This is a genomic window from Peribacillus sp. SRI_006 (genome assembly GCF_057586375.1).
Map to the genome: position 1 here is coordinate 1 of NZ_JBYCZT010000019.1, position 14036 is coordinate 14036.

Annotated in this window: 11 protein-coding genes and 2 pseudogenes; 12 read left to right on the top strand and 1 reads right to left on the bottom strand. The window is 37.2% G+C overall.

The window, feature by feature from the left end:
- Positions 1-133 precede the first annotated feature (133 nt).
- The 9 genes and pseudogenes from AC2YHV_RS23365 to AC2YHV_RS23405 all read left to right on the top strand — a co-directional run bounded on the left by AC2YHV_RS23365 (position 134) and on the right by AC2YHV_RS23405 (position 9772).
- Positions 134-403 (top strand): hypothetical protein, encoded by a 270-nt coding sequence (locus AC2YHV_RS23365; RefSeq protein WP_057276044.1) that lies wholly within the window; start codon positions 134-136, stop codon positions 401-403.
- 183 nt (positions 404-586) lie between these two features.
- Positions 587-850, top strand: a pseudogene (locus AC2YHV_RS23370) (DUF6584 family protein); the annotation flags it as partial.
- A gap of 379 nt (positions 851-1229) precedes the next feature.
- Entirely contained in the window at positions 1230-5312 is a 4083-nt protein-coding gene (locus tag AC2YHV_RS23375) for a S8 family serine peptidase (RefSeq protein WP_487374284.1), read from the top strand.
- A 49-nt stretch (positions 5313-5361) separates the two neighbouring features.
- Positions 5362-5469: pseudogene (locus AC2YHV_RS23380) on the top strand (MarR family transcriptional regulator); the annotation flags it as partial.
- 127 nt (positions 5470-5596) lie between these two features.
- The gene (locus AC2YHV_RS23385; RefSeq protein WP_487374285.1) at positions 5597-6844 is read left to right on the top strand and encodes a helix-turn-helix domain-containing protein; all 1248 of its coding nucleotides are present in this window, start codon (positions 5597-5599) and stop codon (positions 6842-6844) included.
- Between the two features lie 401 nt (positions 6845-7245).
- A complete protein-coding gene (locus AC2YHV_RS23390) occupies positions 7246-7560 on the top strand; it encodes a 5'-nucleosidase (RefSeq protein WP_487374286.1) in 315 nt (104 codons plus the stop codon).
- 458 nt (positions 7561-8018) lie between these two features.
- Entirely contained in the window at positions 8019-8747 is a 729-nt protein-coding gene (gene sigH / locus AC2YHV_RS23395) for an RNA polymerase sporulation sigma factor SigH (RefSeq protein ID WP_082854653.1), read from the top strand.
- Between the two features lie 332 nt (positions 8748-9079).
- Positions 9080-9256: a hypothetical protein gene (locus AC2YHV_RS23400; RefSeq protein WP_161784875.1), complete on the top strand. Its 177-nt coding sequence runs from the start codon at positions 9080-9082 to the stop codon at positions 9254-9256.
- Between the two features lie 69 nt (positions 9257-9325).
- Positions 9326-9772, top strand: a complete 447-nt coding sequence (locus tag AC2YHV_RS23405) for a hypothetical protein (protein WP_487374287.1) — start codon at positions 9326-9328, stop codon at positions 9770-9772.
- A gap of 100 nt (positions 9773-9872) precedes the next feature.
- On the opposite strand, the gene AC2YHV_RS23410 is transcribed toward AC2YHV_RS23405, so the two are convergent.
- Positions 9873-10235: a hypothetical protein gene (locus AC2YHV_RS23410; protein WP_487374288.1), complete on the bottom strand. Its 363-nt coding sequence runs from the start codon at positions 10233-10235 to the stop codon at positions 9873-9875.
- 688 nt (positions 10236-10923) lie between these two features.
- Here AC2YHV_RS23410 and AC2YHV_RS23415 point away from each other — a divergent pair.
- The 3 genes from AC2YHV_RS23415 to AC2YHV_RS23425 all read left to right on the top strand — a co-directional run bounded on the left by AC2YHV_RS23415 (position 10924) and on the right by AC2YHV_RS23425 (position 13714).
- Complete coding sequence (locus AC2YHV_RS23415) at positions 10924-12369, top strand: alkaline phosphatase PhoX (RefSeq protein WP_487374289.1); 1446 nt, start codon at positions 10924-10926, stop codon at positions 12367-12369.
- Positions 12370-12425: 56 nt separating this feature from the next.
- Complete coding sequence (tatA, locus tag AC2YHV_RS23420) at positions 12426-12596, top strand: twin-arginine translocase TatA/TatE family subunit (RefSeq protein ID WP_487374290.1); 171 nt, start codon at positions 12426-12428, stop codon at positions 12594-12596.
- Positions 12597-12700: 104 nt separating this feature from the next.
- Positions 12701-13714: a bifunctional metallophosphatase/5'-nucleotidase gene (locus AC2YHV_RS23425; RefSeq protein ID WP_487374291.1), complete on the top strand. Its 1014-nt coding sequence runs from the start codon at positions 12701-12703 to the stop codon at positions 13712-13714.
- The last annotated feature ends 322 nt before the right edge of the window (positions 13715-14036 follow it).

Consider the following 14036-nt stretch of genomic DNA (forward strand, 5'->3'; position numbering starts at 1 on the left):
CGGTGCGTTAGTTCATTAACAGGGGTTGCTTCGGCAGCCCTTTTCTTATGGAGCTAAAGAACCAGATACCCAAATAAAAAATGCAAATTTGTTATATTTTGGTAAAATAGAATAGAGGGAAGGGTGGGGAATCATGAGAAAATATTTAGGGATTATTTCGTTTACTTTAATTATCTTGGTTATTTGTTTCTTTGCTGCGAATATAACACGAGTAATTGATCCTGGAGTAACAACTTTTCGTATATTAATGATATTTGGAATCATTATATCTTTCTCTTTTTCTTTTCTTAGTGAGAAAGGACTTTGGAGAAAATTTGCTTTAGGTCTTAGTATTTTCGTTGGTTTCGTTTACTTTATAGCCGTCGAATTAATGAGAATAGTATTCCAGGGTAATGGATTTTAAATTGTTTATTCAACAAACAAGTGCGTTAGCTGAAGAGCGGAGCTGTCTTTAAGGCAGCTTTTTCTTATGCTACTAACGGGGCGGGTTAGTTGAAAAAGAACTATTTTGAACTACCAAGAAATAAATACTATATAGAAAAAAGATAAGGAGGTGTTTGTATAGAAGAGGGTACCTGTTAAAACGATTAAGAAGATAGAAGAGGACATTGAAAAAAATGATTTAGGAAAAGAAAGGGATAGACTAATAGGGTTAATTTCAACCTATCCTAATGAGTTAGAACTCCGTAAAAAGTTAGGGGACATCTAATTTGCATTAAAATATCCTTCAATGGCAGGTCGTTACTGGTATTTAGAAAAGAATAAGGCATCAGAGATGGTAAAAGCGTGTATTCTGTTCGAAAAAATCTTTGGGAAACGAACCTATTCTATTAGTACAACAGTGCTGTTTGATCTTTGTTCAACAATTGGGCCAGATAATAGAATAACACTTGGAAGTTAATTTGGATATTTTCGTGAATAAACCTTTTTGCTGCAACTTAAGTATAGATCTTTCCCTCCTCAACTCTTTCAATGGAATTCATATTTTCTTTTTTTTACTAAAGAAAACCCCAATTTATAAAAATAAATTTAAGCCTTTTTCACTAATTTTCGCAAAAATAATGATTTTTCAGAACATATAAAAGAGAAAGTAGGTAGAAAGTTCTGTAAAATTAACCCAATAGCAATACGATAGAAAGGCTATTAATATTATTGTATGAATATTTTAAATTTTTAGAAAGGGGTAATTTTTTCGGGGAATTCTATTTAACTAAGAAAGTAGGGAAGATATGAAAATTCATTCATTCATTAAACGAACAGCAGCGATTACGCTGTCAGCTGGCCTGCTGCTATCATCAGCAAACACGCCTTTCATTCCTTATGCAAATGCAGCGAACATAAAGGCAGAAGACGTCTTGGCCTCGTTGACAAGTGAACAACGAAAAGCGTTAAATAAACTTGAAATGACAGATAATGTCGGATTGCAAGGATTTAAAATGGAAGAATTAAAAAAGGATAAAGAAATCTCGGTCATCGTCCAGTTCAAATCAAAGCCGGGAAAAGTTGCAGTCTTGGATGCGAATGTAAAAGGAAAGAAGCTTTCAAAAAAACAAGCGGATGATCAAGTAGAAAAGGAACATGCTCAGTTTAATAAAGACATTCAATCGATTCTTCCATCTACTAATCTTAGAAGCAAGAAAACAGGTCATAAAATCACTTCTACCTTTAAGACCGTTTATAACGGGGTAGCTATGAAGCTGCCAGCTAATCAGGTAGAACAGCTCTTGCAATCCAAAGTCGTAAAAGCAGTATATAAAAATGTAGAATTTAAGGTCGATCCGATCGCCATGGGAGAGAAATCAGCCCCTGGTACATCCGTTGAAAGTATTCCATATTTAAAAATTGACCAGCTGCACAATGAAGGTATTACAGGAAAAGGAATCAAAGTTGGGGTTCTTGATACAGGGATTGATTACAACCACCCTGATTTGAAAGATGCCTATAAGGGCGGTTACGATTTAGTTGATCAAGATAATGATCCAATGGAGGCAACGTACAAGGATTGGCAAGCGTCGGGGCAACCAGAATTTAGCTGGTCCGGTTCTTCCTATTATACTTCCCATGGAACACATGTTGCAGGTACCATTGCTGGACAAGGAACGAATGCAGAGGTTTCTGTAAAAGGTGTGGCTCCTGATGTGGATTTATATGCCTATCGTGTTCTTGGACCATATGGATCAGGATCATCTGAAGGGGTCATTGCAGGTATAGAAAAAGCTGTAAACGATGGCATGGATGTTATCAACCTTTCCCTCGGATCGGACATCAATGATCCTTATGATCCAACCAGTACTGCCATTAACTATGCTGTCCTTAATGATGTAACAGCAGTTGTAGCAGCTGGAAATGCAGGATCAGATGATTATACATTAGGTTCACCTGGCTCAGCAGCACTTGCTTTGACAGTCGGGGCGAGTGATGTACCGATGGCGGTTTCTACTTTCAATGGGAAAATCGGAAATAAAGATTCGATCGAGCTTGTTAGTTTGGGACGCCACTATTCAGACCATTTAAAGGAATGGGAAGGGAAATCCTATGAGGTAGTGAATGTCGGTTTAGGAAATGGCTCTGATTATTCCGGCAAGGATGTAAAAGGGAAAATTGCACTTGTGGAACGCGGAGAATTCGCCTTAGCGGAAAAGGTCAGCAATGCAAAACAAAATGGAGCAGCCGCCGTTCTTCTTTATAACAATGTGGAAGGGCAAATTAATGCCAATCTTGGAGAGTCCGTTGACTTTGTGCCTGCATTTTCTTTAACAAAAGAAGCGGGAGAAAGCATTAAAGCACAGATTCAAGCAGGTGAAGCGAATTTTGCTTTCTCCAAATACGCGGATAAACAGACAGAAGGTGACCACTTAGCAGACTTTAGCTCAAGAGGCCCGGCAAGAGAAACATACGATATGAAGCCAGAAGTGACGGCACCGGGAGTAAGTGTTCTTTCAACAGTCCCTTCTTATATGGTGGACGCTGAACATCAAGAAAACTATCAATATGCATATTCAAGATATTCTGGAACATCTATGGCTACTCCTCATACAGCGGGGATTGCAGCACTCATGCTTCAAGCGAATCCGCAATTAGAGCCGGAAGATATTAAAGCCGTTCTAATGAATACGGCAGATCCTCTCAACGGAGATTATAGTGTATTTGAAGTTGGAGCAGGAAGAGTTGATCCATACCAAGCTGTGTATAGTGGAACCAGCTTCAAAATTAACGATAAAACATTTGTTCCAGGTGCTGAGGAATTAATCAAGGTAAAAGAATTGACGGGCGGACTCAGCTTTGATGTTCACTATGCAGATAAAAAACTAAATCTGAAAAAATCAATCACTATTGAAAACCATGATAAAGTAAACAAAACTTTCAATGTATCTGTAACTGAATCGAATGGTTCAAACAGCTTGAAGGAAAATGGAGTGGAGCTGGATATTCCAAGCAAAATTTCTGTAAAAAGTGAAGATTTCAAAAAAGTAACACCACGTTTGCTTATTCCTAAGAAAGCAAAGGATGGAATTTACGAAGGATATATTACATTAACAAACAATGCGAATTCATCAGAGCAGTATCGGATTCCTTTTAGCTTCCGCACAATGGAAGATGGGTTTAATAAGGTCGGGCTACTAAATCCTGCCTTTTCCCCAGGTCATTTAAACCAAGTGGCATGGGATCCTATGCGTACTCCATTTGTAGTTGCTGATTTTAACCTTCGTGCACCAATGGAAAAAATGGATGTCGTTCTTCAAGATGGCAAAACAGGAAAGGACCTCGGGCTGGTCGGAACAATAAATTTAGATTACGCTTATGACAATGTAGATTATGGATTATATGCATTTAATGGAGCTTATTATGAGTTTACAGGAAACTCAAAACAGCCCATTTCGGAAGAAGCAAGTTATGTGAAAAAACCGGGACATTACAAATTGAAATTCATTGGTACAGGTACTTCCGGGAAGGTTACAACCGAAACGCAGCATTTGCTCATCGATCTCGATGCACCGAGCTTCAAAAGTTCACTTGATGGAAAGTCTCCATTTATTGAATATAAGCCAGGTCAAGAAACATATCCATTCGACATTCAAATCACAGATCCAACCATTGACGAACTAAAGAAATTGGGCGTAAATATCGATCAATCATCGAACTCGATGGTGTATTACTGGGGTGAAGGTGGTTTCCCTTCTTCGCCAATTCCAATGGATAAAGAAGGAAAGTTTATCGAAGAAATCGCCCTGGATGAATCCATCCCAGCACTACAATTTCGCATGAATGGATATGATATGGCAGGAAACAAACCTGCTACAAAGCAATATTACTTTGTAAAAGAAGGTACACCTGTTGCATATTCTATTGGCGAAAAGTATGAGGTGAAAACAGGCGATACGGTAAAAGCAACACTTTCATTAGATAACCTAAACGCAGTGTCAAAGGCGGAATGGAACTTTAATGGTGACGGAGGCTATGACAGAGGTTTAGATAGCGTAGAGTTAGTTGATGCCAAGCTTCACAGCGAATTCTCGGACAAAGCCTCGTTAACGATTAAAGACAAGGTCGTTACTGTCCAATTTAATGAAGAGAGTAAAGCATTAGACCATGCAAAAGTCGTTGAGGTTACGTTAAAGGTTCAGGATGATCAATATACCCTTGGAGCAGCGATTAATCCGACTGTGAGCGTAATGAATGCTAATAATCAGACAAGCAGTGTGTTAGATGCTGGTTATATTTGGAAGGTTAATCCGCAATTCTCAATGGCCAGAGGTTATGTCTCTCCGCAAGCATTTAAAAATGAAGATGGTACTGTTACAGAGAAAAGGGATTGGAGCAAGGTTGGCGGTACAGTGAAAATCTTTGATTCAGAAGGAAATGAGTTCGATGCGACATCAACGGTAGAAGATAATGGACAATATGTATTCAACAAGCTGCCGTTAAGCACAAATGACTTCACGATTGAAATGAAAGCGCCAGGCCACTTTGTCACGAAAGAAAAACTGAATTCTGGTATTGGTTTTGAGCACAATGGTGAGTTATACGGTCAAAATCGCTGGATACCTGCCCTTGATATTACAGCAGGTGATGTAAACCAAGACCATGTCATTGATGTTCTAGATGCGATCGAAATTCAAAATGCATGGAAAACAAAGAAGCGTGCAGCGGATATCACCTTTGATGGAATAGTTGATGCCAAAGATATGAAATATGTTCAAACAAACTATCTCAAGCAAAATGAGCATGTTGATAATGCTCCAAAACCAAAGAAGAAGTATAAAGGTAAGACATTGGAATCAATTTTAGTTGAGTTGGGAATTCAGCCATAAATATAAAAAAAACACGATGAAAGCTTAGCTTCATCGTGTTTTAACTTTTAAAGAAAGAGAGTATTCCAATAAGGTTGCGTTATTTGGATTTTCTTCAGAATAAAATATTGAGGTGGATTGGGAATTCGTAAAAAAGGGAAACAAGAGTGAATATTGAAAAGCTAATAATAGAGGGATGGTATTAAAGTAGTCTTGCGCTTTTCTTAATTTTACTAGAATATATAGATTATATATTTATTTTTTTCTATATATACTAGATAAAATTACAACCTAGAGGTGAAGCTATGATTGAGGGGAAACTTATCAAGTTTTATCGTGAAAAAGCGGGGTTGACTCAGGGGCAGCTTTGTGAAGGAATTTGTTCTGCTACACATCTTAGTAAGATAGAACGAGAGATAACAGAATACTCAGGGGAAATTACCCACTTATTATCCCAAAGATTGAATATCTGTCTTGATGATGAATTTGTGCGGTATCATAATCTTCAACAGAAACTAAAGTTATGGCACAACACGTTCGTTATGCAACAAGGCAAAGAATCAGAAATTTTAAAAGAAGAAATCGAAAAAGAAACACTGATTCAATTGCCAGATTTTCAAGTCTTCTATCAATTACTCTCTGCAAGGTATTATTTATCTAATTATCAGTTAGAAACAGCATTATTAATTATTCAAAACCTGCAAAAAAATGAATCATCTTTTTCTCCGCAAGACCGCAATATGTTAAAACATGTTCTAGGTATGTATTACTTTCACAACGGACAGTATCGGGATTGTATTCAAATTTTAACATCGATCGATCAAAGTCAATATAATCAATTTGAATATTATTACCATTTGGCACTAGCATATCACCTTATTCATTTTAATATAATATCGTATTATTATGCAGAGAAAGTTCTTGACTATTTTCAAAAAACGTTAAATGTCATCCGAATAATTGATACAGAGACGATCATGTTATTACAATTAAATGCAAAGGAGCTTCATGATTTTGAAGAGACGAAAGAACGTTACGAACAATTAATACGTACCTGTGATACCATTAATGAAATAGACCGTAAATCAAAGCTCCTTAATAATCTTGCATTTGAACTTTACAGAAGAAAAAAATACAAAGAAGCATCCGAACTATACAAAGAAGCCATGAAACTAATGGATGAAAAGGTTCCTCATTATTTAACTGCATTAGATGGTTATATAAATACTTGTTATAAAGGAAAACTACTTTCAAACGAGATTTTATTGGAATTAGCACATAAAGGCCTTAGAATAGCAAAATCGACAAAATCGTATAACTGGATTTTTTTTGAATTACACCTTTACCAGCTTAATCATGAAGAAGACGATTACTATCATTTTATTGAGACCACGGCCCTTCCTTTTTTTAAAAATATGGGCTTCACCATGTTAATTGAACACTACGAAAAAAAACTCTTCCACTTCTATAACCGAATTGGTGCCGTTCAAAAAGCATTGGACCTTGCCAATTCTTACATACAAGGCAGAAAGAGCTACTATGATCATGAATAAGGCTTAATAAAAAAAGATACTCTATGCAGATGTTAATGCTGCATAGATTGGATTGAAGCTGAAAGTCAGCGTGAAAAAATAGTCAATCAAAGAAGAATTAAAATTGGAAAGCAATTAAAAGTTTAATTGAAAAATATCGAAAAGAAAATATGTAAAGCTGATAAGTCCATCAACTTAAAGTATGATAACTATCAACAATTCGGCTACCTTGCCTAGTGATATTTAGTCAAACAACTGAATTCCATTTTATTACATAGATGCTTTGTATTAGATAATTAAAAGATAAATAGTGATATTCAATAAAAGGGCGCGAAAGTCGTGGTACACCATGGGCGTCGGAGTCTGACAAACGGGTGGGCTCTAAGGCACCAATGAGCTAAGTAAAAAGTATCCCTTATTTATTGTCAGTAATGGACAGACAGATAGAATATTTACAAGCAATTGTAGAAACTTATAATTTAGATAGATTTATTCAAAATACATATAGTAACCAACTAATTAGATCTGGACATAAATCAGATTTTGTGCAAATGGTGAAAAATAAAAATCAAATTGGAAAAGGTTATGTTGTCGGACACCGGTCTTCAGATATATCCGCTGCTAAGGATAATGAACTTATTGCCGTTGGTGTGAACTTTGACTTTGCTCAAGGAGATGAATTAAAACAAGCAGATTTTGTAGTGAATAATTTCAAAGAAATCTTAGAGTTAGTTTAAATCCTAAAAGGCCGCCAATTGGCGGCCTTTTGAAATACGATTCTTAGCATACTTTCATATTCAAGTGAAAAAAACCTTTAATGAACTAAAGAGGCAGGATAGTTGCATAGGAAGTAGTAAAATAGAGTTGAAAAAAGAATGAAATCCCTCATCCTTAATTGTTTATAAATGGTATAATAGGAAACAACTCCTAGTACAAGCGTTTAAAATGCAACTCCATTAAACTGCCTGTTTTTTGAATAAGAACCACCTTGTATTTTACCATAAAATTCAAGTTTTTAATTTTTTTATCCTAAGGGCAACAATCTTTTGGATAACAGCCTAAAAAGAGGGTGTACCCGGATCCTTCTAACTAAAAAAAGGTGTATAGGAATGTATTTAATTGTCGAAATAATCTAATATCATTGGTGGTTGTTATAGGTTAATATTAAATAATATGGTAATTTACCGCATATAAAATGGGCGTCCGTTTAAACAACAAGGCTCAATTGAATGCAGCCAGTGGAGGGATTTTTGTGGGTATAGCTATCGAAGAAAAACCGTCATTCCTATGTGCTAATTTTGAAGATGGAGTATTAATAGAAAAGGTCCGGCAAGGAAATATGGAGGCACTAGAAGTTCTGATGAAAAAATATCAATCTTTTGTAAAGATTAAGGCTAACAGATACTTCTTAATTGGGGCAGATAGAGAAGATATTATCCAAGAGGGGATGATAGGATTGTTCAAAGCCATCAGGGATTTTAATGGCGAGAAACAATCTTATTTTAAAGCGTTTGCAGAACTATGTATCACGAGGCAGATTATTACAGCCATAAAGGCAGCTACTCGTCAAAAACATACTCCGTTAAATTCTTCTATTTCGCTTGATATGCCTATATATGAAGAAAATCCGGATCATACTCTTATGGAAGTAATGACAGACACCGTTATTTCTGATCCCGTTGCGATATTGATAGATAAAGAATCTGCTGATGACTTGGAATTAAAATTATCTGAGGTTCTAAGTCCGTTAGAAAAGAAGGTTTTGGCTTATTACTTAGAGGACCTTACTTATATAGAAATGTCTGATAAATTAAATACTCACGCCAAGTCTATAGATAATGCGTTGCAGAGAGTGAAGAGAAAATTGGAGAGTTTATTGGAACTTAGAAATAGACACGCAATAGAAGGCACATTCAATAGATAAAAGAGCCGTTTACTATTAAGTTGATCTTTTGGCCAAAGGGTTTTTAACCCTTTGGCTTTATGTGTTTGAAAACCTTAGTTATATTTAATAGTGAAATTAAAAATACAACAAACACCGGTATGGAAGGAAGGGCACTGATGTTAACAGAAAGATTAAAACGATTATTCTCTCAACAAGCAAGTGGAATAGACTATGCCATTCTGCTAGCACCAATACTGTAATTGGCTACTTAATTTCTCTAGCTTACCTATATGGAGAACTTATTTTTTATGGGTACCCATCTTATTATTTAGAAATATAGCCGAGATAAAGATGCATGGGCTAAAATTTATATGCCTAAAAAAGATTTCAAAACAATTTTAAAACAGATGGCTGGTCCTGATGATGAAGAAACTATCACTTATAAAAGCATTGAATTAAAAGACTCCAAAACGATAGAAATGAAAGTGAACAACTCAGATGGTGGAAGCTTTGAGAACAGCATGCAAGCAGCTATTATGGATGCCTAAATACGAGAACTATATAAACACTCTGAAGTTTATGATGATAAAAAAGAACCTACTATCCGTACCGTGGATTTGAGCCACACAGTTATTGCGGAAAACAAGAAGCCTATTGAATTCGATGAAGATTCCGAACAAAAACCTAAAGAGCTTGGAACCTTTAAACTAGGTGAAAAGGTAAATGTAGTAGGTCATATCATAACATTAACAAATGCACATTACTCAAAGGAAAGAAACGAATTGGAAGAAACACAGCCCAAAGAAGTATTGGGATTTGATATTGAATACCAAAATGGTACAAGAGAAGAACAAGTAGTTAGCGCAGGAGATTTTGAAGTGTATGACAGCAAAGGTGAAAAGATGGAGGTATATGCTCTCGATACATTAACCGAGAGTGTGCAAGCTGGTAAGCACGTTAACGGACCTGCTGCTTTCGGAGGAACCGGTAATGCACCTTATGAAATCTTTTACACAGATTATACTACGGGTAGCAAAGCAAAACGGATTATGGAAGTGAAATAATCGTTTTCATGTTCATTTTTTGAAGCAGTAATTTTAGGCAAAAGGGTACTCACAACAATGGTGAGTACTTTTTTTGTAATGCCTTTTATGGTTCAATCTTCTATATAAAAATATCAATGCATTGTTCTACAGTTGTTGCAGAGGCTAACTGTTTTGCTTTTGTAGCCAATACATCTGCTGGTTCTGTATCGAGAATAACACCAAATAAGTTTTCTATTTCATCCAAGCTTTTTTCTAAACGGGTAGAGATGATTGAAATCGCTATTTCTTTGACAAGTCTGTGTTCAGCCATGTTAATACTCACTTGAATCACCCCTTCTAATAAACTTAAATACCTATATTCGATTATCCAAGTGTTAATTCCTTTTAAGAAAAGAATATGTCGAAAAATAAATCGACACCATTTACTTAATAATTGGCTATGTAAAAGCAATTGTTTGTTTTTGAGTAGTCCTGTAGTCAATTTTTGGTATCCTGATTGCATCAAAATAAAAGGGTTAATCTGATTTGACGTGGTGACTATACTGATATTGCTTCATTAAGCGATAGGAAAAGAGAATATATATTTGGGGTGTTGACTCGCTATTTCCATTACTCAAATGCTGCACAGGAACTGCACAAGACTGTCGCTTTGCCTTACAATCGTACGGATTTTATTTTTGGTTGTTATGTGCATTTTTGTCCGTCCTACAATCATCAAAATCATCGGCTGATTTTTTCTGCATGCTTCACTGTGTGCGAATAGATATCAAGCGTGATTCCACTATATCAAGTCTTTGCCTTTCCTCTTCCAAAAATTCAGTAGATTTTGGTGGAATTAATCGGTGTAACTAGTTTGTCATAGTGTATCTCTTATATTTACAAACGATTAATAAGCTTTAATATTCTGCATCGGTCTTTTTATGACAAAATCCTTAGTTTTTTCTCCATTTTTGACTAATACCATCAATTTCCGCCCTTTACATGTTATAAATGCCGTAATAACCTCCTTTATTTTCGTCTTAACCGTGACTTTTGGTTTATCTTTCATGCGAAGGAATAAAATCACATGAGTTTAACAGAGCATTTAAAATGGTCTGTTAATTTTGAGGGTAGGGTTTGCTATAAGGAATATAGCATCCCACAAAAAAGATTTTTTGGAGGTAATGTTGATGAAATCTGGCAATAGTGATTTAAACAGACGTAATTTCTTAAAAGTTGGCGGAATGAGTACATTAGCATTAACACTTGGTTCAACTGGGGTTTTTTCTCTTGCGGGAGCTACAAAAGGATTTGCAGCGGATTCCAGCAATCCAACAAGTGGATTTGGTGGCTATGGCCCATTAGTAAAAGATCCAAATGGAGTTCTTGATCTGCCAAGGGGATTTCATTACAAAATGCTTTCAAAAACTGGTGATATCATGCCTAATGGTGACCTTGTCCCATCTGCTCACGATGGAATGGCTGCCTATAAAGGGGAAAAGGGTACAACCATTCTTGTAAGAAACCATGAAAATGGGACAAATTCAGATTACCCTGTAAACGGGAAAAAACCTTGGAGCGCTGGCGCTGCCGGTGGCACAACCACAATAATCGTTGGACAAAATAACAAGGTCATTGATCAGTATGTATCAAGTTCAGGTACGATCCGTAACTGTGCGGGCGGAGCTACGACTTGGGGGACCTGGTTAACAATGGAAGAAACTCGAGATATGGGACATGGCTTCGTATTTGAAGTGAATCCGCTTGACCCTGAAAACGAAATGTCAAGAACACCGATCCGTGATATGGGTTATTTCTCCCATGAAGCTGGGCATGTTGACCCTTCAACAGGAATTTGGTATTTAACCGAAGACGCAAGTCCAAGCTTCTTATACCGTTTTACACCACATGACCGTAGTCAAAAGCTAGGTTCTCTGCAAAAGGGAGGTATCCTTGAAGCAGCAGCGATTGATGAATTGCCAGCTGCAGCTGCAAGTCAATTTAATACTGGACAAAAATTCGGGGTTGTTTGGAAAAAATTAAATCCTGAAATTGCACAGCAAGATGCTAAGGATAAAGGCTGTATTCAGTTTAGCCGCTTAGAAGGGGCTTATTTTTCTGAAGGTACTTTATGGTTTGATGATACAAGTGCAGGTTCATCACGCCTTGGCCGTGTTTATCGCTACACGCCAGCGACAAACAACTTAGAACTATTCTATGAGTCTACTGATAAAAATGATTTAGAAGCACCGGATAACATTACGATCACTCCTTGGGGAGATCTTTGGATTGCCGAAGATGGCGGCGGCAATGACCGTATCGTCGGATTAACTCCTGAAGGAAATATTTATACTTTCGCTGAGAATATGATGAACGGTTCTGAATTTGCTGGCCCTACATTTTCTCCAGATGGAAATACTTTCTTTGTGAATATGCAAACACCAGGTATCACCTTTGCGATATGGGGACCATTTGCACGCAGAAATTCTACCCGTAGACGAGCTATGAACCAGGCTTTGCCGCCAGCAAGTCTTGCTCCTGTTGTTTCGGATAAACTTGCTGCATTCGCAGAAGAACAAGGCATGTCTATATTAGAAGCAGCAGCTTTAGAGCGTCATGGCATGCCAATTTTATAAGTGATGATCTCATTTTTGAGTACTAACAAACCATCATGGAATAGAGGGTGAGACGTTTGTTATCCAGTATCGGCATCCCTGGTTTAATTCTCATTCTAGTCATAGCGTTAATCATTTTTGGCCCTTCTAAATTACCCGAAATTGGAAGGGCATTTGGAAACACATTAAAAGAATTTAAAAAATCGACAAATGATTTGATCGGCAATGAAAAAGAAGAAAAACCCTAACTTTGAAGAAAAAAACAATCGAATAGCTCTTGAGAAATCGAAAAGACTGGAAACTAAATAACCTTTTTTATCATTTAATAGAGTAAATGCATGGAGGAAATAGTATGAATATAATAAGGAAGATTTATTTGAAGCGCTGCTTTTCGCTGGCGATGGCTGCCGCTTTTGCCGCAATTCCCGTTACGGCAGATGCGGAGGAAAAGCTCAAGGAGGGAGAGAGGTTTGAACTCACCATTCTCCAGACAAATGACTTTCATGGTCATTTGGATGACATCGTCACGCTGGATGATGGAACCGTTCATCACAATTCTGTTGCGAAGTATGCCACCATCATTGAAAGTGTGCGCAATGAAGAGGAGAATGTGCTTCTCGTCGATGGCGGGGATGTCTTCCTGCGCGGCGAGTTTCAAGCGGGTCAAGGAGAGTTGGAGACCTCCCTGTTGAAAGCTTTGGACTATGATGCAATGGCTCTCGGAAACAACGACTTCCGCGTATACCCTGCCGGGGAGGGCACACCGGACAGCCGTTATGAACAGTTAAAGGATTACCATCGCAACGTAAATTTCCCCATCATTACTGGAAATGTCATTGATAGGGAAACAGGAAAGTACATACAGAATGTCAAGCCTTGGAAGAGTTTTACTTTCTCAGGCGTTAAAGTCGGGATGATCGGCCTTACTTCGATGAAGCCGGAAATTCGCGGTTGGGATGATGTTGCAGACCTCGATTTCATCGAACCGGTTGAAGCGTTGAATGCGTTGCTTCCTGAAGTGAGTGAGAAGTCAGACGTAAACATTGTCCTTTCGCATGCTGGAAATCCGGAAGACCACAAGCTGGCTCAGGTTCCCGGAGTTTCGGCTGTAATCGGGGCAGATACACACAAGGTCATCAAAACTCCCGAATATGAATTCAACGGAGAGGTGATGGTGCCAATTACTCAAGCTGGCGGAGAACAAGAACATTATTTGGGCCGTCTTAATTTGACTTTTGAAGTCGTAGACGCCAAAATGACTTTGGTCGAATCCGATGGATTCCTCTACGACGTCACAAATGTTCCGGCTAATCCGGAGATACAAGCGATTATTGACGATTATCGTGCAAATTTGAAAGCGCAATAATATGACTATTACCATATAATTGCCGTTTGGCAACGATATGCTACCAAAAATATTTTGGTATAAAAATAAGCATGAACCATTTATTCTGGTTCATGCTTATTTTCTTTTGTTAGGCAAATTTCTTTATAAGACCGATATTTCGTAGTTGTCTTAATTAAAGTATGACACTAAATACGCAGATTAAGCTTTCTTATTACTGGTGGTAACACCTTCGCTGGTACTTCCCCTAACACAAATCCTGATAACTTTTTGGAGGGTTATTGTGAATTAACCATAAAATAATGAGAGGATCTATCAATGGTTATCACAAGTAGAATAGTAA

Excerpts from the sequence above, each read along its gene's own strand:
- AC2YHV_RS23365 (WP_057276044.1), top strand. The coding sequence starts at position 134 with ATGAGAAAATATTTAGGGATTATTTCGTTTACTTTAATTATCTTGGTT.
- AC2YHV_RS23375 (WP_487374284.1), top strand. The coding sequence starts at position 1,230 with ATGAAAATTCATTCATTCATTAAACGAACAGCAGCGATTACGCTGTCA.
- AC2YHV_RS23385 (WP_487374285.1), top strand. The coding sequence starts at position 5,597 with ATGATTGAGGGGAAACTTATCAAGTTTTATCGTGAAAAAGCGGGGTTG.
- sigH (WP_082854653.1), top strand. The coding sequence starts at position 8,019 with ATGGGCGTCCGTTTAAACAACAAGGCTCAATTGAATGCAGCCAGTGGA.
- AC2YHV_RS23400 (WP_161784875.1), top strand. The coding sequence starts at position 9,080 with ATGCCTAAAAAAGATTTCAAAACAATTTTAAAACAGATGGCTGGTCCT.
- AC2YHV_RS23415 (WP_487374289.1), top strand. The coding sequence starts at position 10,924 with ATGAAATCTGGCAATAGTGATTTAAACAGACGTAATTTCTTAAAAGTT.
- AC2YHV_RS23425 (WP_487374291.1), top strand. The coding sequence starts at position 12,701 with ATGAATATAATAAGGAAGATTTATTTGAAGCGCTGCTTTTCGCTGGCG.